The sequence below is a fragment of the Yoonia vestfoldensis genome (genome assembly GCF_002158905.1).
Taxonomy (GTDB): Bacteria; Pseudomonadota; Alphaproteobacteria; order Rhodobacterales; family Rhodobacteraceae; genus Yoonia; species Yoonia vestfoldensis_B.
This window is the reverse complement of record NZ_CP021431.1, coordinates 996,712-1,020,084: the sequence shown is the minus strand read 5'-3', so window position 1 is coordinate 1,020,084 and position 23,373 is coordinate 996,712. Positions and strand designations below refer to the sequence as shown.

Sequence of the window (23,373 nt, the reverse complement as noted above, 5' to 3'; positions counted from 1 at the left end):
TTTACGCCGGGGCGCGGATTTTTGCTGATCTGAGGCACGCTTGCGCCGGTTGGTTTGCACTTTTTGGCAAAAAATCGTGATGTCGTGGAACCGTTACACAAGTCTGGTGTTTGCTATCCTATGCAAGAGCGTATCACGCCCCTGATTGCCGAGCGTGCGCCGTGGCTTTACGCGGATAGACCCGGCACGCGTTTTATCCGCCAGGCGCTGCATGGCATGTTGGGCTATGAAAAAACCCTGCAAATCGCGCAGAATCTGGCCCTGGCCGATCCGGCGCAGATCATGCAGGCGATGGCTGCGCGTCTTGCGCTGATGGTGCAAAGCAAGGGGCTTGGCCATTTGCCCGCGCATGGGCCGGCCTTGATCGTGGCGAACCATCCGACGGGAATCGCGGATGGGATCATCCTGCATCATCTGATCGCGCGCAGCAGGCCCGATGCCTATTTCTTTGCCAATCGCGATATCCTGCGCGTCTTTCCGCAGATGGACAGCATGATCGCGCCCGTGGAATGGCGCAAACCATTGCGCAGCCATGCCAAGACCCGCGAGACGATGGCCTTTGTCCGTCAAGCGACCAAGGCCGGGCGGCTGGGCGTGATCTTTCCATCGGGACGGCTGGCCAAACGGCGCTGGCTGTCGCTGCATGAACGGCCGTGGATGGGCTCGGCGGCGATGCTGGCGCGCAAATTCGATCTGCCGGTGATTCCGGTGAATATTCAGGCGCGCAATTCGGCGCTGTTCTATCTGTTCGACCGCATCCATCCGACGCTGCGCGACATCACCTTGTTTCATGAAACGCTGAACAAGGACCGCCAGCCCTTTGTCGTGACCATGGGCGAGCCGATTTCCGCCTCGGCCATCCCGCGCGACCCCGAGGAAGGTATCGCGCTGCTGCGCGCGGCGACCCTGGCCTTGGGCGGGGATCATGCGCCGGTGGTCAATCTGATCGCGACAACCCGGCCCTGGCTGTCCAAAGACGCGCCCAGCGCATCTTGAAGCGGGGGCCGCGTTCTTTTAGACATCGCGCATAGCTGCGCGGTCCGGTAAAGAGCGCGCACCGCTGCGCGTTTCGCTGTTGATCGCGCGGATCTGAACCAAGGATGCGTTGATGCTTGACCTGACCTATGACACCCCCGCCCCCAAAGTCATCTCTGGTGCGACCGGCGATTGGGAACTCGTGATCGGGCTAGAGGTGCATGCGCAGGTGGCCACCAATGCGAAATTGTTTTCCGGCGCATCAACCCTGTTCGGCGCTGAACCCAACAGCAATGTGGCCTTTGTCGATGCTGGCATGCCTGGCATGTTGCCCGTCATCAACGAAGCCTGCGTCGCCCAAGCCGTGCGCACCGGGCTGGGGCTGAAGGCGCAGATCAACCTGGTCTCGGCCTTTGACCGCAAGAATTACTTTTATCCCGACCTGCCGCAGGGCTATCAGATTAGCCAGCTTTACCACCCGATCGTGGGCGAAGGCGAAGTGCTGGTGGAAATGGGCAATGGACAGGCCCGTCTGGTGCGGATCGAACGCATCCATCTGGAACAGGACGCAGGCAAGTCGATCCATGACATGGACCCTGCGATGTCATTCGTGGACCTGAACCGCACCGGTGTCGCGCTGATGGAAATCGTCAGCCGCCCCGACATTCGCGGCCCGGAAGAAGCCGCCGCCTATGTGCTGAAACTGCGCCAGATCATGCGCTATCTGGGCACTTGTGACGGCAATATGCAAAACGGCAACCTGCGCGCCGATGTGAACGTCTCGGTCTGCCGTCCGGGCGATTACGAACGCTATCAGGCGACGCAGGATTTCAGCCATCTTGGCACGCGCTGCGAGATCAAGAACATGAACTCTATGCGGTTCATTCAGATGGCCATTGATTACGAGGCGCGTCGCCAGATCGCGCTGCTGGAAGATGGCAAATCCGTCACGCAGGAAACCCGGCTTTACGATCCTGACCGGAATGAGACACGGTCCATGCGGTCCAAGGAAGAAGCGCATGATTACCGTTATTTCCCCGATCCGGACCTGCTGCCGCTGGAAATCGAACAGGATTGGGTCGATGAGCTCGCCAAGGCGCTGCCTGAATTGCCCGATGCGAAAAAGGCGCGGTTCATCGCGGATTTCGGATTGTCCGATTACGATGCCTCGGTGCTGACCGCCGAAGGCGAAAATGCGGTATTCTTTGAAAAGGTGGCGGCGGGCCGCGACGGCAAACTTGCCGCGAATTGGGTCATCAATGAATTATTCGGCCGTCTGAAAAAGGACGATAAAGACATTGGCGACAGCCCGATTTCCGCCGAACGTCTGGGCCAGATCATCGGGCTGATCAAATCAGACACGATTTCCGGCAAGATCGCCAAGGATGTCTTTGACATTGCCTATACCCAGAACCGCGATCCCGAAGAGATCGTGGAAACCGAAGGCATGAAACAGGTCACCGATACCGGCGCGATCGAGGCTGCGGTGGACGCCATCATCGCCGCCAACCCCGATCAGGTCGAAAAGGCCAAGGCCAATCCGAAACTGGCCGGTTGGTTTGTCGGTCAGGTGATGAAGTCCACAGGCGGCAAGGCCAATCCCGCAGCGGTCAACCAGATCGTTGCCGCGCGGCTGGGCCTCTAGGTCGGTTGGACATCGGCGGCAGGCTTGGTATTGTCCGGCAGGCCGGATCAAGGGAAAACGCGATGACATATGAATATAAGGTCGTACCAGCCCCCCTGCGCGGCACCAAAGCCCCCGGCGTCAAGACGCATGAGGATCGCTTTGCGCTGTCACTGGAAACCGCGATGAACGAACTTGCGGCGGATGGCTGGGAATATCTGCGCGCCGATACCCTGCCCTGCGATCAGCGCGAAGGGCTGATGAGCCGGACAACGGTCCAGCATAATATGCTGGTGTTTCGCCGCACCAAGGTCGTCAACACGGCCCCCAAGATGAAACCGCAGCGCCCGGCGCCATCGGTGACACCCCCTGCCCCGCAAGTGCCGAAACGCCCCCTTACATCGGGCGGCCGCCCCGGCCCTGACGTCGCTGGCGGCGAGTGATCAGCGCAGATCAATCTCGAGCGCATGGATCCGTGCCATCAGATCGGGGCCGATCGCATTGTGAATGGCACGGTGGCGCGCGATGCGCGACATATCGTCCAGCATGGCGGCCTTGATCACCACGCGCCAATGGCTTTCGCCTGACCCGTCATCGCCCGCATGCCCGGCATGTTTATGGCTTTCGTTGATCACCTCGAGCATCTGCGGGCCGAGCGTCATCAATCTTGCATGAATTTCAGCCTGCAATGCCATTATTTTCCCTCTGCCCTCTTCTCTCTGTCGCTCAGGGGTCTACAGTCTGTCGTCCGAGTCGGAAAGAAGAGATGCACCATGAAAAAAGATGATCCTTTTGGTTTCGATATGTCCGTATCAGGGTCCAAGAAAAAGAATCCCCGTGGCCGGCGTGGGATGTCAGGGGCGTCTGAAACATCGACACGCATCTGCGATCATGACGGCTGCGACCGGCCTGCGCCGTTTCGTGCGCCCAAATCACCCGATGTGCTGGATGATTATTTCTGGTTCTGTCAGGAACATGTGCGCGAATATAATCTGAAATGGAATTTCTTCGACACCACGTCAGAGGCCGAGCTGGCCGCCCAGATGGACAAGGACCGCGTCTGGGACCGTCCGACCAAACCATTCAAACGCTCGGTCGAGGAACGCGCCTGGGCGCGGCTGGGTGTGGATGACGCGCATCAGGTGCTGGGCGCGAATGCGACCCGCAACCCCGGACGCGGTTCTGCCGTCGGGCGCAAGCTGCCGCCGACCGAACGGCGCGCCATCGACATTCTGGACGCCAAGGATAATTGGACCAAACAGGAAATCCGCAAAGCCTATAAATCGCTGATCAAGGTGCTGCATCCCGATATGAACGGCGGCGACCGCAGCCAGGAAGAACAATTATCCGAGGTGGTCTGGGCCTGGGACCAGATCAAGGTCAGCCGGAACTTCCGCGACGCAGATTGATCCTGTGCAACAGCACCGCCCCGCGCAATCGGGCGGCGCGCGATCCGGCAAGGCAATCCGGTCAGACGGGGTGGCGCTTGCTGCTGGCTGCGTTATGTTGCATGCGATATTCGATTGCGACATCTTAACGAAAAGGCAAGGCACATGGCCGACGGCACCACAGACATGCATGCGAAACCGACCGAGGATATCTCGGTGCGGGACGTGTTCGGCATCGACAGCGACATGAAGATCAAGGGTTTCGCGGAAAGCTCCGACCGCGTGCCGGAAATCGACAGCACCTATAAATTCGACCCCGAGACGACGCTCGCGATCCTGGCAGGCTTTGGCTATAACCGCCGCGTCATGATCCAGGGCTATCATGGCACCGGCAAATCGACGCATATCGAACAGGTGGCCGCCCGGTTGAACTGGCCTGCGGTGCGGGTCAATCTGGACAGCCATATCAGCCGGATCGACCTGATCGGCAAGGATGCGATCAAACTGCGCGACGGTGTGCAGGTGACCGAATTCCACGAAGGCATCCTGCCTTGGGCGTTGCGCAACCCTGTGGCTATCGTCTTTGACGAATATGACGCGGGGCGCGCGGATGTGATGTTCGTGATCCAGCGCGTGCTGGAAACCGACGGCAAGCTGACGCTGATGGATCAGAATGAAATCATCACGCCGAACCCCTATTTCCGTCTGTTTGCCACTGCGAATACGGTGGGTCTGGGCGATACGACGGGGCTGTATCACGGTACCCAGCAGATCAACCAGGCGCAGATGGACCGCTGGTCGATGGTGGTGACGCTGAACTATCTGTCCCATGATGCCGAGGCTGCAATCGTTCTGTCGAAATCGCCGCATTACAACAATGAAAAAGGCCGCCGCACGATCAGCCAGATGGTCACCGTCGCAGACCTGACGCGCACGGCATTCATGAATGGTGATCTGAGCACGGTGATGTCGCCGCGCACGGTGCTGGCCTGGGCAGAAAACGCGCGGATTTTCGGCAATGTGGGCTATGCGTTCCGGCTGTCATTCCTGAACAAATGCGATGAATTGGAACGCCAGACCGTGGCGGAATTCTATCAGCGCTGCTTTGACGAGGAATTGCCCGAAAGTGCGGCTAGCCTAAGCTTGAAATAACGGTAAGCCGGGGAAAACCCCGGCCTACGCATGTGATGTAGGTCGGGGTTCTCCCCGACCTTTTTGTTAACCGCGGGCTGCCTTGGTCGCATTCGCCCACCAAACGATATCATCCAGCGTCGCAGTGACCGATGGCATCAGATGATCGGCAATCGTGTCGATCTCGGCATTGGCGCCGACCGGATGCACGGCAAAGAAATCACCACCCCCGATATGCACCGCATTGCGGGTTGGCACCATCTGCAATTCCACCGCGATATTGCGCAGATGTTCCAGCGCGCGGGTGCCCCCCACAGAGCCATAAGCGATGGCCGACATCGGCTTGTGGCCCCATTCGTTATAGGCTTGGTCCAGCGCATTTTTCAGCGCGCCGGTGATCGACCGGTTATATTCGGCGACAACAAAGATATAGCCGTCGAATTCCCCGATTTTCTGCTGCCATGTCACGGCGCGTGGGTCGCTGGATGGCATCCATAGATTGCTGGCCGGCTCGTCAAAGAGCGGCAGGTCGAAATCGCGCAGATCGACCAGTTCGACATCCATATCATCGCGCGCCTGTGCCTGTTTCAGCATCCAGGCGGCGGGTTTATCGGCAAAGCGGGTGGCGCGGGTCGATCCGATGATCAGGGCGATCTTTGGTTTCGTGGTCATGTCATTTCTCCTGCATGAAAGATGCGATGCGCCTTACATGCGGCAGGCGGCATCACATGGCCATCGGCGCCACGGCGCAGCATCTGTGCAAAAATACGCAAGGCGCGCAGGCCCCCTTGCCCCTGCGCTGATCCGGTGGTTTATCTTTGCCATGCACAAACCATCCGACAATCCCGCCGATCCGTTCAAGAAGGCCCTGGCCGAGGCGACCAAGGTGATGGCCGATGACCCCGAATTGGCGGTCACCTTTTCGGTCGATCCCGCAGGCCAGACCGCCGATAGCATGCGCCTGCCGCAGGTTTCGCGCCGGATGACCCGTGACGAGGTGCTGCTGGCGCGCGGCACGGCGGATGCTTTTGCCTTGCGCCACAAGTTTCACGATACCGCCACCGCCAGCCGCTATATGCCCCAGGGCCAGATGGCGCGCGATCTTTACGACGCGATGGAAACCGCCCGGATCGAGGCCGTGGGCGCCCGCTATATGCCCGGCACGGCCGGCAATATCGACGCCAAGATCAGCAATGATGCGCGGCGCAAAGGCTATGACCAGATCACCCAGGCCGCGGATGCGCCCTTGCCGGTCGCGGCGGGCTATCTGATCCGGCATCTGGCGACCGGACGCGACCTGCCTGCGGGGGCGGATAATGTCATGCAGCTGTGGCGCGGCTTTATCGAGGATCATTGCGGCGGCACGCTTGAAAAGCTGAACGAGACGCTGAATGACCAGCAGGCCTTTGCCCGTTTCGCGCGACAGCTGATTTCCGATCTGGGCTATGGCGACCAGCTGGGCGATGATCCCGACCAGCTGGATGATGATCAGGACGAAGCCGCCGAGGATGGCAGCGACGATCAGGACGAGCCCGACAGCAGCGGCGATGACGAGGGCGAGAGCGAAGAAGCCGAAGCCAGCCCCGAGCAAAGCCAGGAAAGCCAGCAAGACGCCAAACAGGCCCAGGTCAGCATGGATGACCAGGCCGATGCCGAGATGGGCGAAGAGGTCGAGATGCCCGAAGGCGAGGCCCCGATGGACCCGCCCCAGCCTGCGCCCGTGTCCGATGCCGACCCGGATTACAAGGTCGCCTATACCGCCTTTGACGAGGAAATCGGCGCGCAGGATCTGGCCGAAGCGGTGGAACTGGACCGTTTGCGCGCCTATCTTGACCAGCAGCTGGACCCTTTGAAAGGCGCGGTCTCGCGCTTGGCCAACAAGTTGCAGCGCCGCTTGCAGGCGCAGCAGAACCGGTCATGGGAATTTGACCGTGAAGAGGGCATTCTGGATGCGGGCCGTCTGGCGCGGGTTGTGGCCTCGCCCACCACGCCGCTGAGTTTCAAGGTCGAAAAAGACACCGAATTCCGCGATACGGTGGTGACGCTGCTTTTGGATAATTCCGGCTCGATGCGGGGCCGGCCTATTTCCATCGCCGCGATCTGTGCCGATGTGATGGCGCGCACGCTGGAACGCTGCGACGTCAAGGTCGAGATCCTGGGCTTTACCACAAAGGCCTGGAAAGGCGGCCAAAGCCGCGAGAAATGGCTGGCCGATGGCCGCCCCGCCACCCCCGGCCGTCTGAATGATCTGCGCCATATCATCTATAAATCCGCCGATGCGCCTTGGCGCCGGACCCGCCCCAACCTGGGGCTGATGATGAAAGAAGGCCTGCTGAAGGAAAACATCGACGGCGAGGCGCTGGAATGGGCGCATCGCCGGATCACCGCGCGCCATGAGCAGCGCAAGGTCTTGATGGTGATTTCCGATGGCGCGCCGGTCGATGACAGCACCCTGTCAGTGAACCCGGCCAATTATCTCGAAAAACACCTGCGCGATGTGATCGCCATGATCGAACGCCGCCGCGCAGTCGAGCTGGTCGCGATCGGGATTGGCCATGACGTCACCCGCTATTACGCCCGCGCCGTCACCATCACCGATGTCGAGCAATTGGCCGGGGCGATGACCGAACAGCTGGCCAGTCTGTTTGACAATGATCCGCGCAAAAGGGCGCGCGTTCTGGGGATGCGCAAGGTCGGCTGATCCGGTTCTGGCGAACCGGAGGCCTTTGGCGAGAGTATTTTTGGAAAAAAGAAGGGGTGGCGCGATGTTTCAGAGCTTTGATGCGCAATCCAGCCCCGCGCAAGGCCCCGCGCGGTTGGATGATCTGCGCGCGCAGATGCAGGCGGCGGGCGTGGATGCGTTTCTTGTGCCCCGCGCCGATGCCCATCAGGGCGAATATGTGGCGGCCCGCGATGCGCGGCTGCGCTGGTTGACGGGGTTTTCCGGCTCGGCGGGGTTTTGCGTTGTGTTGCAGGACCGCGCGGGCGTGTTCATCGACGGGCGTTACCGCGTGCAGGTGCTGGCAGAGGTGGCCGCCTGTTACACGCCGGTGCATTGGCCCGAAGTGCAATTGGCCGATTGGTTGCATGATGCGCGCCCCGCAGGTGCCGTTCTGGGCTATGATCCCTGGCTGCATAGCGTGGACGAAATCGCCAAGCTGCGCACGGCCCTGCCCGCATGGGAGCTGCGCGCCGTGGATAATCTGGTGGACCGAATTTGGCAGGACCAACCCGCGCCGCCGGATGCGCCTTTTACACTGCAACCGCTTGAATTTGCAGGCGAGGATCATGCGGCCAAACGCGCCCGGCTGGCGCAGGCATTGGCGGCGGATGCGTGCCTGCTGACTTTGCCGGATTCCATCGCCTGGCTGCTGAATATCCGGGGCAGCGACATTCCGCGCAATCCGGTGCCGCAGGGTTTTGCCATCCTGCACCGCACGGGGGCCGTGACGCTCTTTGCGCATGCGGGCAAGGCGGATGGGATCACCGATCATCTGGGGCCGGATGTGACCCTGCGCGATATGGCGGATTTCCTGCCTGATCTGCAGGAAATGACCGGCGCGGTGCAGATCGACCCCAAGACCTGCCCTGATCTGCTGGCAACACGGCTGGCAGCGGCGCAAATCCTGCATGCGCCCGACCCTTGTATCCTGCCCAAGGCCTGCAAGAACGCAACCGAGATCGCGGGCGCGCGCGCAGCACATGACCGCGACGCCGTGGCGATGGTGCGCTTTCTGGCCTGGCTGGATGCCACATCCCCGCAGGGCGGGCTGAGCGAAATCGACGTGGTCCGCGCGCTAGAATCGTTCCGCCGCGCGACAGGCGCGCTGCGCGACATCAGTTTCGAGACGATCTGCGGGTCCGGTCCCAATGCCGCCATCGTGCATTACCGCGTCAGCGAGGCCAGTAACCGCAAGCTGGGGCAGGACGCCTTGCTGCTGGTCGATAGCGGCGGGCAATATCAGGACGGCACCACCGATATCACCCGCACGATCGCCATCGGCACACCGACCGCGACGCATCGCGCCTGTTACACCCGCGTCTTGCAGGGCATGATCGCGATCAGCCGCATCCGGTTTCCGCGCGGCCTGGGTGGGCAGCATCTGGATGCGCTGGCGCGCGCGCCTTTATGGCTGGCGGGGATGGATTACGATCATGGCACCGGCCACGGTGTCGGCAGTTACCTGAGCGTGCATGAAGGCCCGCAGGGGATTTCGCGACGGTCCGAGGTGGCCTTGCAGGAAGGCATGATCCTGTCCAACGAGCCGGGCTATTACCGCGCCGGAGACTTCGGCATCCGCATCGAGAATCTGATCGTCACAATCAAGGCCCCGCCCCTGCCAAAGGCCGATGCGCGCGACATGCTGGCCTTTGAAACACTGACCTCTGTGCCCTTTGACCGCCGCCTGATTGATGTGGATCTGCTGACGGTGGCAGAACGGGACTGGATTGATCGCTATCATGCCGATACATTGGCAACAGTTGGCCCGCGCCTCGATCACGCTAGCTTGGCATGGTTGGTCGCCGCTTGCGCGCCATTGTAACCCGAAATTCTTGCCCCGAAGGACCCATCATGTCTGATCACATCACAATTCGCCCTGCGACCGGCACATGGGTCGTGCGCGCCGGTGGCGCTGTTCTGGGCGAATCCACCCAAGCGCTGGAACTGACCGAAGGCGATTATCCGCCGGTGATCTATTTTCCGCGCGCCGATATCGCCATGGCCTTTCTGGAACCTTCCGACACCACATCGACCTGTCCGCATAAAGGCAGTGCGACCTATTACGGGATCGCCGCCAAAAGCGGGCTGATCACGGATGCGGTCTGGTCTTATGAAGACCCCAAACCGGCCCTGGCCGCGATCAAAGGCTATCTGGCATTTTACAAAAGCAAGGTCGCGGTCGAAGAGGTCTAGGAATGTTCCTCTGCCGCGGTATCCGAGAGCGCACGGTTCATCGCACGCAGGGCATCGACCTGATGCAGCACGCCCAGCAAGACGGGCGTGTCTGACTCTCCGCCCAAAGAGACAACCGGCAAGAATGTCTCGGCGCTGCGGTCGAACAGCGGCATCGCCTGTTCCAGCGTGGCGATCCGGTCCAGATATAACCCCTGTTGGACCAAGCGCCAGCAGACGTCATCCTCTGGTGCATCGCGCAGATGGGCGGTGACGGGGATCGTGGCCAGCAGATAGGCCTGCGGACCAGCCGCCAGATGCACGCCGCGCCGTTCCAGCTGGGTCAGGAAGAACGACCGATCCACCAGCCGTGATGCAAGCGCGGTGGACAAAGACACGGCCACCATGACCGCCAGCCCGGTCTGCCAATCGCCCGTCAGCTCGAACACGATCAGCGTGGTCGAGATCGGCGCGCCCAGCACGGCCGCGGCCACCGCCCCCATCCCCGCCAGCGCGTAAAGCGAGCCTTCGCCGGACACATTGGGAAAGAGAGATGTCGCGATCATCCCAAAGGCCAGCCCGGTCAGCGCCCCGATCATCAACGATGGCGAAAACACCCCCCCGCCCATCCGCCCGCCGATGGTAATGGCGACGGCCAGCACCTTGAGCGCGACAAAGACAATCGCCTCGTGCAGCAGCAGCGATCCGGTCAGCGCGGCGGTGGTGGTTTCATAGCCGACCCCGATGATATGAGGAAACCAGATCGCCAGCCCGCCCAGCATCGCCCCGGCCACCGCCGGGCGCAGATAGCGCGGCAGGTGCAGCTTGCTTTGCACGGCATTGGCGACATCCTCGGCCCAGAAGATCGATTTCATCAGCACAACCGCGACCAGCCCGCAGACCAGCCCCAGCAGCAGAAAGGCCGGCAGCTCGACATAAAAGGCCAGCGCATTCTGCACCGGCAGCACGAATTCGGCCACATCGCCAAAAACCGTCCGGTTGATGACCGTCCCCACGGCGGCGGCGATGACAATCGGCGCAAAGGCATGGACCGCGAAATGGCGCAGCACGACCTCTAGCGCGAATAAGGCCCCGGCGATGGGCGCGTTGAAACTGGCGGAAACGGCGGCGGCCACCGCACAGCCCAGCAGATCGCGCCCGGTGATCCCATTGGCCTTGATCCAGCGGCAGACGATAGTGGATAAAACGGCGGCCAGATGCACCACCGGGCCTTCGCGCCCGCTGGACCCGCCGGTCGATAGCGTGATCAACGAAGCCGCCGCCGAGGCCAGACCGCGCCGCACCTCGACCCGCCCGCGCGCAAGCGCCGCCCCCTCGATCACATCCGCGACCGAGCGCACGCGACCATCATCGGTGAAATGGTGCAGGATCAGCCCGACGATCAGCCCGCCGCAGATCGGCACGGCCAGCACATGATACCAGGCCAGATTGGCCGCGAACGTATGCAACATCAGGAAATCATCGGTGCCGTAGACGGCGGATTGGATCACTGAAATCCCCAGCCGGAACAGCACCGCCGCCCCGCCTGCCGCAATCCCGATGGCCAATGCGATGAACCAGAACTGGATCTGGGTCGGCCCATGGGTTTTCATCACCTGCAATGCGTCAAGGCTGGCCTGCCGCAGCTGCGCCACCCCTTTTTGCAGGGTCAATCTGACAGCTGCGCGCATCCGTCTCCGCCGTGATTGCACTTTGCCCGCCGACCGGACGTGAAGGTTATCCCCTTGATAACGAGACCGTGGGGCCGCTCCAAGCCCTGATATCGGCAGATCCGGCCCGGCCGCTGCCGGTTTACGCCTTGATCAAGGCTTTGGCGGCTTCGCGCGCGGCCTCTGTCACCTTGTCGCCCGACAGCATCCGCGCGATTTCGTCGATCCGCGCGCCCGCATCCAGGGGCACCACGGTCGAGAGGGTCGCATCCGCCTGTTGATGTTTTTCGACCCGCCAATGATGCCCGCCCAAGGCTGCGACCTGCGGCGAATGGGTCACCACCAGCACCTGCCCGCCCTGCGCCAATTCCGCCAGCCGCCGGCCTACGGCATCGGCTGTCGCACCGCCAACACCCCGGTCGATTTCGTCAAAGATCATGGTCAGGCCCTCGGCCTCTTGGGTCAGGCAGACCTTGAGCGCCAGCAAAAACCGGCTGAGTTCGCCACCCGAGGCGATCTTGTTGATCGGGCCGGTCGGCGCGCCGGGGTTGGTGGCGACGGTAAAGGCGACGGCATCGCCGCCTTCGGGGCCGGGGTCGGCAGTGGTGATTTCGGTGGTGAACACGGCGCGTTCCATTTTCAGCGGGGCCAGTTCCGCCGCCATGGCAAGGTCCAGCCGCTGCGCCGCGCCCTGCCGCTTGGCGCGCAGATTGGCCGCTGCCGCATCATAGGCAGTCTGTGCGGCCTGCACCTGCGCGGCCAGCGCCTGCAAATCGCCGGTTGATCCATCCAAAACCGCCAGCCGCCCGCGCACATCATCGGCAAAGCCGCGCAGATCGTCGGGCAAGACATCATGTTTGCGCGCCAGAGCACGAATGGCAAAAAGCCGTTCTTCGGTCTGTTCCAGCGCGAAAGGATCAAAGGACAGCGCGTCCAGACAGGTTTCAATCCCGCGCTGCGCATCGTCCAGCGCCAGCATCATCGCCTCGATCGCGCTAAGCGCGGGATCAAGCTGGCCTTCGGCCTTGTCGGCGGCCCCTTGCAACCAGCGCGAGGCGTCATTGATCAAGCCTTCGGCACCTTGCAGCCCCAATGCCTCATGCGCGCGGGCGATATCGGTGCGGATTTTCTCGGCCGCTTGCATCAACCGGCGCTGCGCATCAAGTGCGGCCTCTTCGCCCGCCTCTGGTGCCAAAGCGTCCAATTCGGCAACCGCATGGCGCAGATAACCTTCCTCGGCGCGGGTTTCGGCGATCTTGGCCTCGGCGGCGGCCAAAGCCTTGCGCGCGGCAGCCAAGGCGCGCCATGCGGCCTGCGTGGTGGCCAATTCGGCATCAGCCCCGGCAAAAGCATCCAGCATCTGGCGGTGGCCGCGCGGGTTCAGCAGGCCGCGATCATCATGCTGGCCATGCAGTTCAACCAAGGTTTCCGACAGCGCGCGCAGCACATCGCCACTGACACGGCGATCATTGACCCAAGCGGTCTTGCGCCCGTCGCGGGTGTTGATGCGGCGCAGGATCAGTTCATCCTCGACCTCTAGACCGGCGTCTTGCAGGATCGCGCGGGCCGGATGATCGGCGGCCAGATCAAACCAGGCCGTGACCTCGCCCTGATCAGCGCCTTGGCGGACCAATTCGGCACGCCCGCGCCAGCCCAGCACAAAACCAAGCGAATCCAGCAAGATCGACTTGCCCGCGCCAGTTTCGCCGGTCAGCACGTTCAATCCGGGCTGGAACGCCAATTCCAGCCGGTCGATGATCAGCATATCCCTGATGTCTAATCCGCGCAGCATGTCGCACCCCGAAGAGCGGGAAAACCCCCGCTTGGTTAAAGCCACTCACCCCGGATCACCTGCCGATAGATCGACGCCAGCCAATTGTCGCCCGCCGCCTCGGCCACAAGGCCACGGCCGGTCAGCAAGGCGAAACTGGCCGCATACCAGTCGCTGGACTGGTAATTATAGCCAAGGATCGCGCCTGCGGTCTGGGCCTCATCGGTCAGACCCAGCGACAGATAGGCCTCGACCAGACGGTGCAAGGCCTCTGGCGTATGGGTCGTGGTCTGAAAATCCTCGACCACAGTGCGGAAACGATTGGCGGCGGCAGCATAATTGGCGCGCTTGAGGTAATAGCGCCCGATTTCCATTTCCTTGGCGGCCAGCTGATCAAAGGCCAGATCAAATTTCGCCACCGAGGCAGCGGCATAGGGGCTGTCTGGATAGGTTTCGATCACGCGGCGCAATGATTGCAATGCCTGAAAGGTCAGCCCCTGATCGCGGCCGATGTCGGAAATCTGGTCGTAATAGGACAGGGCCAGCAAATAGGCCGCATAGGGCGCATCTTGTTCGGCGGGGTAAAAATCAAGGAACCGCTGCGCCGAAGCACGGCTGTTGGGATAATCGCGGTCACGGTGATAGGCAAAGGCCTGCATGATCAGCGCGCGCTGCGCGAATTCGGAATAGGGGTAAAGACGCTCGATCTCGCCAAAGGTGACGGCGGCATCATCGGGATTGCCTGCTTCGATCTGGCGTTCGCCCAGTTCGAATATCTGCTGCGCGCTCAGGTCTTCCATCGGAACATTGCTGCCGCTGCCGCTGCAAGCCACCAACAACATCAGGGCGGCAACCGCGCCCAGAACGCGTTTGTTTGTCATGTTGCTTGTCACCTCTGCTGTCCTCTTGCCTGACGGGCGCCGCAAGGCAGGCGGCGCATTGCGGTCCCGCATGGGTCTAGCATACAAAATTGGGGGGCAAAATGCCTTTTGATCCGGTGATGATCAACACGACGAGACCGCCCATCAGGCAGTCCGTCAGGCACCCTGTCAGGCAACCGCGACCAGATCGGCCTTGCTGACGCCAACGCCCGGCAAACGGGCCACGATATTGCTGTCGCAGCGCACCATGCGCCAGGCATCAGGCTGGTCGAACAGGGCGCGCAGCAACAGATTGGTCATCGCGTGACCGGCGCGGGACCCGCTATAGCGCCCCAGAATAGGCGCGCCCGCGGTGTAAAGATCACCCAAAGCATCCAGCATCTTGTGGCGCACGGCCTCATCCGCGTGACGCAGACCGCCCGGCGTCAGGATCTTGTCGCCATCCACCACAACCGCATTATCGACCGTGCCGCCAAGCGCCAGCCCCTGCGCGCGCATCGCATCCACATCCGAGGACCGGCAAAAGGTCCGGCTATCGCATAATTCGCGCACGAAAGCGCCGTTTGCCATGTTCAATGTCTTATGTTGCCGCCCGATCGCCGCATCGGTGAAATCAATCGCGAAATCGATCTGCAACGTGGTTGCCGGGCGCAGGCTGGCGGTCGCAGCCCCCTGCGTGACCGTTACCTCGCGCAGGATTTCAATCGCGTGCAGCGGTGCCGCCTCGGTCTGCAAACCGGTCGCCACGATGCCGCGCACAAAGGCTGCGGCACTGCCGTCAAGGATCGGCACTTCGGCGGCGTCGATATCGATCAGCGCGTTATGGACACCGCACCCCGCCAGCGCCGCCATCAGATGTTCGATAGTCGAGACCGAGACGCCATCGGCATTGGCCAGCCGCGTGTTCAGCGGCGAGACGATGACATTCTGCCACAAAGCCGCGATCACCGGCATCCCGGCAAGATCCACCCGCCGAAACGCAATGCCCGCACCCGCCGGTGCCGGACGCAAGACGACCCGCGCGGGCATGCCCGTATGCAGACCGATACCTTCGAAAACGATCGGAGATTTGACGCTGTTTTGCACGAGGTCAGACCAAACTTTGCAAGATAAGAAGTGTTCCGCCCTTGGTACTGTGCAGGTGCAGCATGCTCAATTCACTCTTTGCGACGGACTGAAACATGACATTTCACGCAGGTTAACAGTGCATAAGCTGTTGATAAAAATGAAAAAGGCCGCATTGCTGCGGCCCTTTGTCAGTCTTGTAACAGCGCTGTAACGCCCAGCGAGGCCGTGATCAATTCGCCTGACGGCGCAGGAAAGCCGGAATTTCGATTCGATCCTGATCTTCATCGGTCTCTTGTTCGGGGCGCAGCGCCGTGACCTGCGGCTGGCTGCGCGATGGCTGCGGCGCGGGGCTTGCTTCGGCCTGTGCGCCGGTCATCCGGTTGATCAGCGAGTTGATCCCGAAACGCGGCTTTTCAGCCTCGGCAGGGCGCGGCGCGGGGCGCTGCTGCTGATCTGCGGGCTTGGGCACGCGGTTGACGGCGGCTTGCAGCCGGGCCAGCGCCTCTGGCGAAGGTGTGCCGGGGGCCGGTGCGCGCGGTGCGACGAAAGCATCAGGCTCTGCCAAGGTCGGTTCGGGGCGCGGCGTATAGGCTGGCGGTGGCAGATCATCGGCATGGCTCTGCGCGGCAGGCGCGTCGCGGCGCTGTGTCATGGCCGGGGCCATATCGGTTTCGAGATCTGAAAACAGGCTGGGTTCCGGCTGCGCGGGGGTTTCGGCCACCACGCGTTCAGCAGCGATTGGCGCAGGGGCCAGAGCCGCAGGCGCGGCAGGTGCCGGGGCCTGATGGGCCTGCGGCAAAGGTGCAGACATCGACCGGCGCGATGGTGCATCCTCGGCGCGCTTGGCTTTGGCGTCGATGCCAGTGGCCACGACCGACACACGCATCCGGCCTTCCATGCTGGTATCCAACGTGGACCCGACGATGATATTCGCCTCTGGATCGACCTTTTCGCGGATCTTGTTGGCGGCTTCGTCCAGTTCGAACAGCGTCAGATCATAGCCGCCAGTGATGTTGATCAACACACCGCGCGCGCCTTCGAGGCTGATTTCGTCCAGAAGCGGGTTGGCGATGGCCTTTTCGGCGGCCTGAATGGCGCGGTTCTCGCCCTCGGCCTCGCCGGTGCCCATCATGGCCTTGCCCATCTCGTCCATCACGGCGCGCACATCGGCAAAATCAAGGTTGATCAGGCCGGGACGGACCATCAGATCGGTCACGCCTTTGACGCCCTGATACAGCACGTCATCAGCCAAAGCGAAAGCTTCGGTAAAGGTGGTGTTTTCATTGGCCAGACGGAACAGGTTCTGGTTGGGGATGATGATCAGCGTATCGACGACCTTTTGCAGGGCTTCGATGCCTTCATCGGCCTGGCGCATCCGCTTGCCGCCCTCGAACTGGAACGGCTTGGTCACGACGCCAACGGTCAGCACGCCCAATTCACGCGCGGCCTGCGCGATGATCGGGGCCGCGCCGGTGCCGGTGCCGCCGCCCATGCCTGCGGTGATGAAACACATATGCGCACCGGCCAGATGATCGACGATCTGTTCGATGCTTTCCTCGGCCGCCGCCGCACCAACGCTGGCGCGCGCACCGGCGCCCAGACCTTCGGTGACTTTCAGGCCCATCTGGATTTTCGCGGGGGCGCGCGATTGCTGCAACGCCTGCGCATCGGTATTGGCCACAACGAATTCCACACCGTCGAGCGCTTTTTCGATCATGTTATTGACGGCATTACCACCAGCGCCGCCAACGCCGAAAACGGTGATCCGTGGCTTCAGTTCATCGTGCCCGGGAAGGGAAAGGTTCAGTGTCATAACTCTGTCCGCCTGTTTTTGTTTTAGCCCGTCCCACCGGGCGACTGCTGCCTATTACCCCCCAGCATAGCCCTATGGTGCCGAAAGGTCACGGAAAAAACACAAACGGACCACCAAATCTTGACGGTTATTTCAACTTTTCCGCTCGATATCGGCCAATCGGCAAGATGTTGCGCATCACCAGTTGTCTTTGAACCATTTCACCGCCCGTTTCAGCGATCGGGCCGGATAGCGGTCGGCGGGAATTTCGAAATCCCACCATTCGTCCTGCGGGTTTGCGGCAAACAGCGACAGCCCCACAGCGCCCGAAAAGGCGGGGCCGATGGCGGCCTGCGGCAGGCCCTGCACCCGCAAGGGGCGGCCCAGCCGGACCTGCTGGCCCAGGATCTTGCTGGCCAGCCCGTCCAGACCGGGGATCTGGCTGCACCCGCCTGTCAGCACGATCTGCTGGCTGGGCAGATGTTCGAAACCGGCCGCGTCCAGACGCAGGCGGACTTCTTCCAATATTTCCTCGACGCGCGGGCGCATGATCCCGATCAATTCGGCGCGGCTGACCGTGCGGCGGTCGCGTTCCCAATCGCCGGTATCGCCGCCGATCTCGATCATTTCGCGGTCATCCATGCCGGTGGCGACAACGCCGCCATAAAAGGTCTTGATCCGCTCGGCGGTGGTGGCGGGTATCTGCAATCCCATCGAGATGTCAGAGGTGACATTATCACCGCCCATGCGCACCGAATCCGCATAGATCATATGCTTTTTCATAAAGACAGAAATGCCCGTCGACCCGCCGCCCAGATCGACGCAGGCGGCCCCCAGTTCCTGTTCATCCTCGACCAGCGTGGACATGCCCGAAACATAGGCCGAAGAGGCCAGCCCGGCCAGTTCCAGATCGCAGCGCTTGATGCAGTAAAAGATATTCTGGATCGCTGCGGCATCCACCGTCAGCATATGCATATCGGTGGTCAGCTTGTTGCCGATCTGGCCGCGCGGATCGGCCAGGCCGCTGCGGTTATCCAGCGCGAAATTCACCGGCTGGGCATGCAGCACTTCGCGGTCGGCCCCGTAATCGGGCACATCGCAATTGGCCATGACCTGGCTGATATCCTGTTCGGTGACAGTGCCGCCCGAGACGTCCAATTCACCCGCAAGCCCATAGGACCGGGGCCGCGCGCCCGACAGGCAGGCGATGACGTGATCGACGCGGACATTGGCCATTTTTTGGGCCGCCTGCACCGCCGTGCGGATCGCGCGTTCGGTTTCCTGCATCGCGTCGATCTCGCCGTAGCGCACGCCGCGCGACCGCGTGGTGGCCGCCCCGATCACGCGGAACTGCGATTGCCCCGCCATCGAGCCGACACCATCGACAGAACGGACCCGTTCCGGCCCGTCGAACCGCAGCACAAGGCAGGCGATCTTGGATGTGCCAACATCCAGCACCGCCACAACGCCGCGCTGCATCGCGGCTTTGCGCATCTGCCGCATCGCCCGTTGACTGTCGTAAAGATCGCCCATCAATTGCCCGCCCCGTTTGGTGTTGTTGTTGTTACGCGGCGCAAAGCGGCCGCTGCATCTTCGTTCATGCGCAAGGTGGGACGCTCGGCATTGCGCATATCCACAATGGTCACGTCGCGTTCCAGCATGTCCTGCGCCAGATCCAGCGCAATCACCCGGTCAAAAGCCGCCACCGCTCCGGCGCTTGGCAGCAAGATCCGCTGATCCCGGTCCAGCACGATATCCCAGCGCCGCTCGCCCATCCGCACCAGCCCGCGCACGCGGTCGCGCAAAGGCCCGGCGCGGGCATAAAGGTCCAGCGCCTCGGCAATATGCTTTTCGGCCCCGTCACCCGCGATCAGCGGCAGGCCGGGCCGGTCAACGCGCGACATGACCGTGCCCGATTGCACACCCTCGGCATCAATCAGCCGCAGCACCGGCCCGTCACGCCACAAAGCCACGGGATCGCGCGGGGTCACATCGACCTGCAGATCGCCACCCGGCCCGACGCGCACGCTGGCGGAACGCACGGCATCCAGCGCCTCGATCTCGGCGCGCAATGCGATCAGGTCAAGATCGAAAGACGACAGCGGAAAGGTCTTGGGCAGCAGATCCGTGACCGCGGCTTGAATGGCCGCATCACCGCCGGTCACAGCCATGGTTTGCACCATGAATTGCGGGCGTTCCTGAAAGCCGCGAATTGTCTGCGCGATTTTCTGATCCAGCATGGCGCGGTTGTCGGGCTTGGCGAACCATGCCCCCGCGCTGATCGAGATCAGCAAGACCGGCAGGCCGATGCGCAGCGCCGCACGCACCCCCGGCGTCAGCATCAGCCGCTGATAGCGATAGCCCCATTTGGACGGGGCCGGATCATGCGGCAGATCGGCCATGGCACGGCGGCGGATCAACGATCGCATGAGGCATCCTCCACCAGCCAGCGGCAGAGTTCGGGAAAGCCGATCCCGACCTTGGCGGCCTGTTCGGGGGCCAGCGAGGTGGGTGTCATGCCGGGCTGGGTATTGGTTTCCAGCAGGATCAACCCGTCCAGGCCGCGGCTTTCATCCCAACGAAAATCGGTGCGGCTGATCCCGCGACAGCCCAAGGCGCGATGGGCGCGCAGGGCATAATCCATGCAGGCATCGAAAATCTGCGCGGGAATCTCCGCAGGCACCACATGGCGCGACCCGCCGGGGGCATATTTGGCGTGATAATCATACCAACCATCGGTGATGATATCGGTGACCGTCAGCGCGCGGTCGCCCAAGACGGTCACCGTCAATTCGCGCCCCGGCGCATAGGTTTCCACCATCACCCGCGCGGGCATGTCATCGGACAATTGCGGCGGGGCATCGGCGGCATCATGCACGATGTAAATGCCGACGCTAGAGCCTTCGTTATAGGGTTTGACCACATAGGGCGGCGGCATCACATGGCGCGCGCGCACGTCATCGGCATCGGCCAGAATGCTATCCACCACAGGCAGGCCGACCGCGCGGTAGATATCCTTGGTGCGTTCCTTGTCCAGCGTCAGCGCCGAGGCCAGGATGCCCGAATGGGTATAGGGGATGTGCAGCCATTCCAGCAGGCCCTGCACGGCGCCGTCTTCACCCCAGCGGCCATGCAGCGCGTTGAACACGGCATCGGGGGCGATCTGCATCAAACGCGTGGCAAGGTCGGGGCCGGCATCGACCTCGATCACGTCACATTCTGCTGCCCGCAAAGCCGCCGCACATTCACGGCCCGTGCTGAGCGAGACCTCGCGTTCAGCCGATGGACCGCCCATCAGAACAACAACTTTCGGGTTTGCCCTGCTCGACATACCCACCGCCTTTTACGCGGGCCTTTGGCGACCCGTCATTTATATTGCCCCTGTGCGAGGCGCCGGTCTTTGCGACCATTAATCCGCGTGCCGCAACCCGACCCGCATGATTTCCCATTCTAGCGTGATCCCTTGGGAATCGTAAACCTTTTTCCGCACCATCTCGCCCAGATCTTCCAGATCGGCGGCAGTTGCACCGCCTGCATTGGTCAGAAAATTGGGGTGTTTGGTATTCATCACCGCCCCGCCCAGCGTGGCACCGCGCAGGCCTGCGGCATCGATCACGGCCCAGGCCTTCAACTCATGCGTATCATCGGCCCGCCCGGTCGAGGAAAACCCCGCCGGATTGCGAAAGGTCGATCCCGCCGTGCGGTCCTTGGTGGGCTGGGTCGCGTCACGCTTGGCAAGTTGGTCGTCCATGCGCGCGCCAAGCGCTTGCGGATCACCCGCAGGCGGCGCAAAGGTCGCGGCCAGAATGATGGCACCATCGGGCAGCTGGCTTTGGCGGTAAGCCAGGTGCAGCTGGGCGGCGGGCAGGTCGTGCATGGTCCCGTCGCGCAGCATCAGGCGGACCGATGTCAGGACATCGGCCACATAGCACCCATAGCAGCCCGCATTCATCCGCACCGCGCCGCCGATACTGCCGGGGATGGTGCGCAGGAATGTCAGATCCAGCCCGGCATCCGCCGCGCGGCGCGCAACATGGCTGTCCAAGGCCGCAGCCCCCGCAGTCACGCTGCTGTCGTCGATGGTGATGCTATTGAACCCCCGCCCCAGCCTGATCACCACGCCCGGAATGCCACCATCGCGCACGATCAGATTGCTGCCGACCCCCATCGTAAAGACCGGCACCGACGGGTCGAGTGCAGCCAGAAATGCCGCCAGATCATCCGTATCGGCAGGCTGGAACAAGACCTGCGCCGGGCCGCCGACACGCATCCATGTCAGATCCGCCAGCGGCCGGTCCGCCGTCAATGTGCCACGCACGCAGGGAAGGGTCTCTATCACCGGGTCTATCCTTATGGTGGGTGTTTTGCGCAAGAACGGCCGCAGATGTAAAGATCAACGTTACTTTCGGTCGTCGCGGTTGCGCAGCAGCTTGCCCAAAAGCGCCCCTGCCCCGCCGCCCAGCCCCGCCGGCACGACACCCAGCAACAAGATCGCCATGGCCTGCACCGGATCCAGCCCGAAGGGTCTGGCCGTGGCGTAAAGCAGGATCATCGCAAGCGCGCCCAGCACCGCCAAAACCGACAGGACAAGCCCGAATTTGCCCGCCCGCGCCCAGCGCAGCTGCATGAAAAACGGCAAGAAAGCGCAGATTGCCATGCCCGCAATGATCCAGAAACCGCCCATCAGCGCGCGCGCCACAGGCCCTGCGCCAGCAAAGGCAGGCAGGCGGCATTCAGGCTGCGGGTCATGCAGAGGCCATCATGGGTCAGCCTTGCAGCCTTGCGGGCAGGCCATTGGCCCAAGTGCTGATCGTGCCCGCGCCAAGGCAGACAACCATATCACCCGGCCTGGCCTGTTCGCGGACCAGGCGTTCCAGATCATCCTCGGATACGACGATACGGGCGTGGCGATGGCCGTGCCGGATCAGGCCCGCGACCAGATCGGCATGGCTGGCGCCCGGAATAGGGTCTTCTCCGGCGGCGTAAACTTCCGAGATACCGACGACATCGGCATCGTTGAAACAGGCGCAGAATTCGTCGAAATGATGCGACAACCGGCTGAAACGATGCGGCTGATGCACGGCAATCACGCGGCCCGTGGTGGCCTGACGCGCGGCGCGCAGCACGGCGGCAATTTCCACCGGATGATGGCCATAATCGTCGATGATGGTGACGCCGCCAACCTCGCCCACTTTGGTGAAACGGCGGTTCACCCCCCCGAAACCAGCCAAGGCGGCGCGGATTTCATCCTTTTTCATCCCCAGATGGCGCGCCACGGCGACAGCGGCCAAAGCGTTGGAGACATTGTGATCGCCGGGCATCGGCAGGCTGCACCCTGTGATCACCTGATCCTCCGATTGCAGGGCCACGTCGAAATGCGCGACACCGGCCTTGTAGGTCAGGTTGATCGCGCGGACATCAGCCTGCGCGTTGAACCCGAATGTCATGACACGGCGGTCGGTGATCTTGCCCACCAGCGCTTGGACTTCGGGATGATCGGTGCAGCAGACGGCCAGACCGTAAAACGGGATATTCGAGACGAAATCATAGAAGCCTTTGCGCAGGTTCTCGATATTGCCCCAATGTTCCATATGTTCGGGGTCGATATTGGTGACGATGGCAATCGTCGCTGGCAGGCGGTTGAAGGTGCCGTCGCTTTCGTCCGCCTCGACCACCATCCATTCGCCCTGCCCCATGCGGGCGTTGGACCCATACGCATGGATGATCCCGCCGTTGATCACCGTGGGGTCAATGCCGCCTTCGTCCAGCAGGGCCGCAACCATGGTGGTTGTCGTCGTCTTGCCATGGGTGCCAGCCACGGCCACGTTGGATTTCAGGCGCATCAATTCGGCCAGCATTTCCGCGCGGCGCACAACAGGCAGCCCTGTGGCGCGCGCGGCATCCAATTCGGGATTGCCCGGCTTGATCGCGGATGAGATCACGACAACCTCGGCCCCAGTCAGGTTCTCGGCGCGCTGGCCTTCGAAGATGACAGCGCCCAGCGCGCGCAGCCTGTCGGTGATCTTGGTCGCCTTCAGGTCGGACCCTTGGACGCGGTAGCCGTGGTTCAGCAGCACCTCGGCGATGCCGGACATGCCGATGCCGCCGATACCGACGAAATGGATCGGCCCCACATCAAGGGGCAGTTTGGTTGCTGCATTCATCACCGGGGTCCCATC

21 protein-coding genes are annotated in these 23,373 nt (G+C 62.3%); 8 read left to right on the top strand and 13 right to left on the bottom strand.

Annotated elements, in window-relative coordinates; translation table 11 throughout:
• Positions 1-120: 120 nt before the first annotated feature.
• From LOKVESSMR4R_RS05035 to LOKVESSMR4R_RS05025, 3 genes are all read left to right on the top strand, one after another.
• The gene (locus tag LOKVESSMR4R_RS05035) at positions 121-996 is read left to right on the top strand and encodes a 1-acyl-sn-glycerol-3-phosphate acyltransferase (RefSeq protein WP_087206581.1); all 876 of its coding nucleotides are present in this window, start codon (positions 121-123) and stop codon (positions 994-996) included.
• Between the two features lie 112 nt (positions 997-1,108).
• On the top strand, positions 1,109-2,620 hold the full coding sequence (gene gatB / locus LOKVESSMR4R_RS05030; protein ID WP_087206580.1) for an Asp-tRNA(Asn)/Glu-tRNA(Gln) amidotransferase subunit GatB: 1,512 nt from the start codon (positions 1,109-1,111) through the stop codon (positions 2,618-2,620).
• A gap of 62 nt (positions 2,621-2,682) precedes the next feature.
• Positions 2,683-3,042: a DUF4177 domain-containing protein gene (locus LOKVESSMR4R_RS05025; RefSeq protein WP_087206579.1), complete on the top strand. Its 360-nt coding sequence runs from the start codon at positions 2,683-2,685 to the stop codon at positions 3,040-3,042.
• On the opposite strand, the gene LOKVESSMR4R_RS05020 is transcribed toward LOKVESSMR4R_RS05025, so the two are convergent.
• Positions 3,043-3,294: a BolA family protein gene (locus tag LOKVESSMR4R_RS05020; protein WP_237331908.1), complete on the bottom strand. Its 252-nt coding sequence runs from the start codon at positions 3,292-3,294 to the stop codon at positions 3,043-3,045. It lies immediately after the preceding gene.
• Positions 3,295-3,372: 78 nt separating this feature from the next.
• On the opposite strand from LOKVESSMR4R_RS05020, the gene LOKVESSMR4R_RS05015 reads away from it, so the two are divergent.
• Both LOKVESSMR4R_RS05015 and cobS read left to right on the top strand, forming a co-directional pair.
• Positions 3,373-4,008, top strand: a complete 636-nt coding sequence (locus LOKVESSMR4R_RS05015; RefSeq protein ID WP_087206577.1) for a J domain-containing protein — start codon at positions 3,373-3,375, stop codon at positions 4,006-4,008.
• A gap of 144 nt (positions 4,009-4,152) precedes the next feature.
• Positions 4,153-5,139, top strand: a complete 987-nt coding sequence (gene cobS, locus LOKVESSMR4R_RS05010) for a cobaltochelatase subunit CobS (RefSeq protein ID WP_087206576.1) — start codon at positions 4,153-4,155, stop codon at positions 5,137-5,139.
• Positions 5,140-5,205: 66 nt separating this feature from the next.
• Here the strand turns inward: cobS and LOKVESSMR4R_RS05005 are convergent, their stop codons facing one another.
• Positions 5,206-5,790 carry an NADPH-dependent FMN reductase gene (locus tag LOKVESSMR4R_RS05005; protein ID WP_087206575.1) on the bottom strand — a complete coding sequence of 195 codons (585 nt, stop codon included), beginning with the start codon at positions 5,788-5,790 and terminating at the stop codon, positions 5,206-5,208.
• Between the two features lie 151 nt (positions 5,791-5,941).
• Between LOKVESSMR4R_RS05005 and cobT the strand changes: the two genes are divergently transcribed.
• From cobT to LOKVESSMR4R_RS04990, 3 genes are all read left to right on the top strand, one after another.
• Complete coding sequence (cobT, locus tag LOKVESSMR4R_RS05000) at positions 5,942-7,819, top strand: cobaltochelatase subunit CobT (protein ID WP_087212645.1); 1,878 nt, start codon at positions 5,942-5,944, stop codon at positions 7,817-7,819.
• Positions 7,820-7,883: 64 nt separating this feature from the next.
• Positions 7,884-9,662, top strand: coding sequence for an aminopeptidase P family protein (locus LOKVESSMR4R_RS04995; RefSeq protein WP_087206574.1), 1,779 nt, complete (start codon positions 7,884-7,886; stop codon positions 9,660-9,662).
• 29 nt (positions 9,663-9,691) lie between these two features.
• Positions 9,692-10,033 (top strand): DUF427 domain-containing protein, encoded by a 342-nt coding sequence (locus LOKVESSMR4R_RS04990; protein WP_087206573.1) that lies wholly within the window; start codon positions 9,692-9,694, stop codon positions 10,031-10,033.
• Here the strand turns inward: LOKVESSMR4R_RS04990 and LOKVESSMR4R_RS04985 are convergent.
• The 11 genes from LOKVESSMR4R_RS04985 to murC form a co-directional block, all read right to left on the bottom strand.
• On the bottom strand, positions 10,030-11,703 hold the full coding sequence (locus LOKVESSMR4R_RS04985) for a chloride channel protein (RefSeq protein WP_157898144.1): 1,674 nt from the start codon (positions 11,701-11,703) through the stop codon (positions 10,030-10,032). The two genes, LOKVESSMR4R_RS04990 and LOKVESSMR4R_RS04985, sit on opposite strands and share 4 nt — an antisense overlap.
• A 121-nt stretch (positions 11,704-11,824) precedes the next feature.
• On the bottom strand, positions 11,825-13,474 hold the full coding sequence (recN, locus tag LOKVESSMR4R_RS04980) for a DNA repair protein RecN (protein WP_087206571.1): 1,650 nt from the start codon (positions 13,472-13,474) through the stop codon (positions 11,825-11,827).
• Between the two features lie 35 nt (positions 13,475-13,509).
• The gene (locus LOKVESSMR4R_RS04975) at positions 13,510-14,334 is read right to left on the bottom strand and encodes an outer membrane protein assembly factor BamD (protein WP_087212642.1); all 825 of its coding nucleotides are present in this window, start codon (positions 14,332-14,334) and stop codon (positions 13,510-13,512) included.
• Positions 14,335-14,502: 168 nt separating this feature from the next.
• Positions 14,503-15,420, bottom strand: a complete 918-nt coding sequence (gene lpxC / locus LOKVESSMR4R_RS04970; RefSeq protein ID WP_087206570.1) for a UDP-3-O-acyl-N-acetylglucosamine deacetylase — start codon at positions 15,418-15,420, stop codon at positions 14,503-14,505.
• 211 nt (positions 15,421-15,631) lie between these two features.
• Positions 15,632-17,215, bottom strand: coding sequence for a cell division protein FtsZ (gene ftsZ / locus LOKVESSMR4R_RS04965; protein WP_087206569.1), 1,584 nt, complete (start codon positions 17,213-17,215; stop codon positions 15,632-15,634).
• Positions 17,216-17,392: 177 nt separating this feature from the next.
• Positions 17,393-18,727, bottom strand: coding sequence for a cell division protein FtsA (gene ftsA / locus LOKVESSMR4R_RS04960; protein WP_087206568.1), 1,335 nt, complete (start codon positions 18,725-18,727; stop codon positions 17,393-17,395).
• Entirely contained in the window at positions 18,727-19,623 is an 897-nt protein-coding gene (locus LOKVESSMR4R_RS04955; RefSeq protein ID WP_087206567.1) for a cell division protein FtsQ/DivIB, read from the bottom strand. The genes ftsA and LOKVESSMR4R_RS04955 overlap by 1 nt, the downstream gene beginning before the upstream one ends.
• Positions 19,611-20,489, bottom strand: coding sequence for a D-alanine--D-alanine ligase (locus LOKVESSMR4R_RS04950; RefSeq protein WP_237331955.1), 879 nt, complete (start codon positions 20,487-20,489; stop codon positions 19,611-19,613). The genes LOKVESSMR4R_RS04955 and LOKVESSMR4R_RS04950 overlap by 13 nt, the downstream gene beginning before the upstream one ends.
• 114 nt (positions 20,490-20,603) lie before the next feature.
• The gene (gene murB, locus LOKVESSMR4R_RS04945; protein ID WP_087206565.1) at positions 20,604-21,533 is read right to left on the bottom strand and encodes a UDP-N-acetylmuramate dehydrogenase; all 930 of its coding nucleotides are present in this window, start codon (positions 21,531-21,533) and stop codon (positions 20,604-20,606) included.
• 60 nt (positions 21,534-21,593) lie between these two features.
• A complete protein-coding gene (locus LOKVESSMR4R_RS04940) occupies positions 21,594-21,893 on the bottom strand; it encodes a UDP-N-acetylmuramate--alanine ligase (protein WP_237331907.1) in 300 nt (99 codons plus the stop codon).
• Positions 21,894-21,960: 67 nt separating this feature from the next.
• Positions 21,961-23,358, bottom strand: coding sequence for a UDP-N-acetylmuramate--L-alanine ligase (murC, locus tag LOKVESSMR4R_RS04935; RefSeq protein WP_087212637.1), 1,398 nt, complete (start codon positions 23,356-23,358; stop codon positions 21,961-21,963).
• Between the last annotated feature and the right edge of the window lie 15 nt (positions 23,359-23,373).

Coding starts and splice junctions, on each gene's coding strand:
- LOKVESSMR4R_RS04950 (WP_237331955.1), bottom strand. CDS start 20,489: ATGGGCGGTCCATCGGCTGAACGCGAGGTCTCGCTCAGCACGGGCCGT.
- ftsZ (WP_087206569.1), bottom strand. CDS start 17,215: ATGACACTGAACCTTTCCCTTCCCGGGCACGATGAACTGAAGCCACGG.
- LOKVESSMR4R_RS05035 (WP_087206581.1), top strand. CDS start 121: ATGCAAGAGCGTATCACGCCCCTGATTGCCGAGCGTGCGCCGTGGCTT.
- murC (WP_087212637.1), bottom strand. CDS start 23,358: ATGAATGCAGCAACCAAACTGCCCCTTGATGTGGGGCCGATCCATTTC.
- LOKVESSMR4R_RS05025 (WP_087206579.1), top strand. CDS start 2,683: ATGACATATGAATATAAGGTCGTACCAGCCCCCCTGCGCGGCACCAAA.
- LOKVESSMR4R_RS04985 (WP_157898144.1), bottom strand. CDS start 11,703: ATGCGCGCAGCTGTCAGATTGACCCTGCAAAAAGGGGTGGCGCAGCTG.
- LOKVESSMR4R_RS04990 (WP_087206573.1), top strand. CDS start 9,692: ATGTCTGATCACATCACAATTCGCCCTGCGACCGGCACATGGGTCGTG.
- LOKVESSMR4R_RS04995 (WP_087206574.1), top strand. CDS start 7,884: ATGTTTCAGAGCTTTGATGCGCAATCCAGCCCCGCGCAAGGCCCCGCG.
- recN (WP_087206571.1), bottom strand. CDS start 13,474: ATGCTGCGCGGATTAGACATCAGGGATATGCTGATCATCGACCGGCTG.
- gatB (WP_087206580.1), top strand. CDS start 1,109: ATGCTTGACCTGACCTATGACACCCCCGCCCCCAAAGTCATCTCTGGT.
- LOKVESSMR4R_RS05015 (WP_087206577.1), top strand. CDS start 3,373: ATGAAAAAAGATGATCCTTTTGGTTTCGATATGTCCGTATCAGGGTCC.
- LOKVESSMR4R_RS05005 (WP_087206575.1), bottom strand. CDS start 5,790: ATGACCACGAAACCAAAGATCGCCCTGATCATCGGATCGACCCGCGCC.
- ftsA (WP_087206568.1), bottom strand. CDS start 18,727: ATGGGCGATCTTTACGACAGTCAACGGGCGATGCGGCAGATGCGCAAA.
- LOKVESSMR4R_RS05020 (WP_237331908.1), bottom strand. CDS start 3,294: ATGGCATTGCAGGCTGAAATTCATGCAAGATTGATGACGCTCGGCCCG.
- cobS (WP_087206576.1), top strand. CDS start 4,153: ATGGCCGACGGCACCACAGACATGCATGCGAAACCGACCGAGGATATC.
- LOKVESSMR4R_RS04975 (WP_087212642.1), bottom strand. CDS start 14,334: ATGACAAACAAACGCGTTCTGGGCGCGGTTGCCGCCCTGATGTTGTTG.
- cobT (WP_087212645.1), top strand. CDS start 5,942: ATGCACAAACCATCCGACAATCCCGCCGATCCGTTCAAGAAGGCCCTG.
- LOKVESSMR4R_RS04955 (WP_087206567.1), bottom strand. CDS start 19,623: ATGCGATCGTTGATCCGCCGCCGTGCCATGGCCGATCTGCCGCATGAT.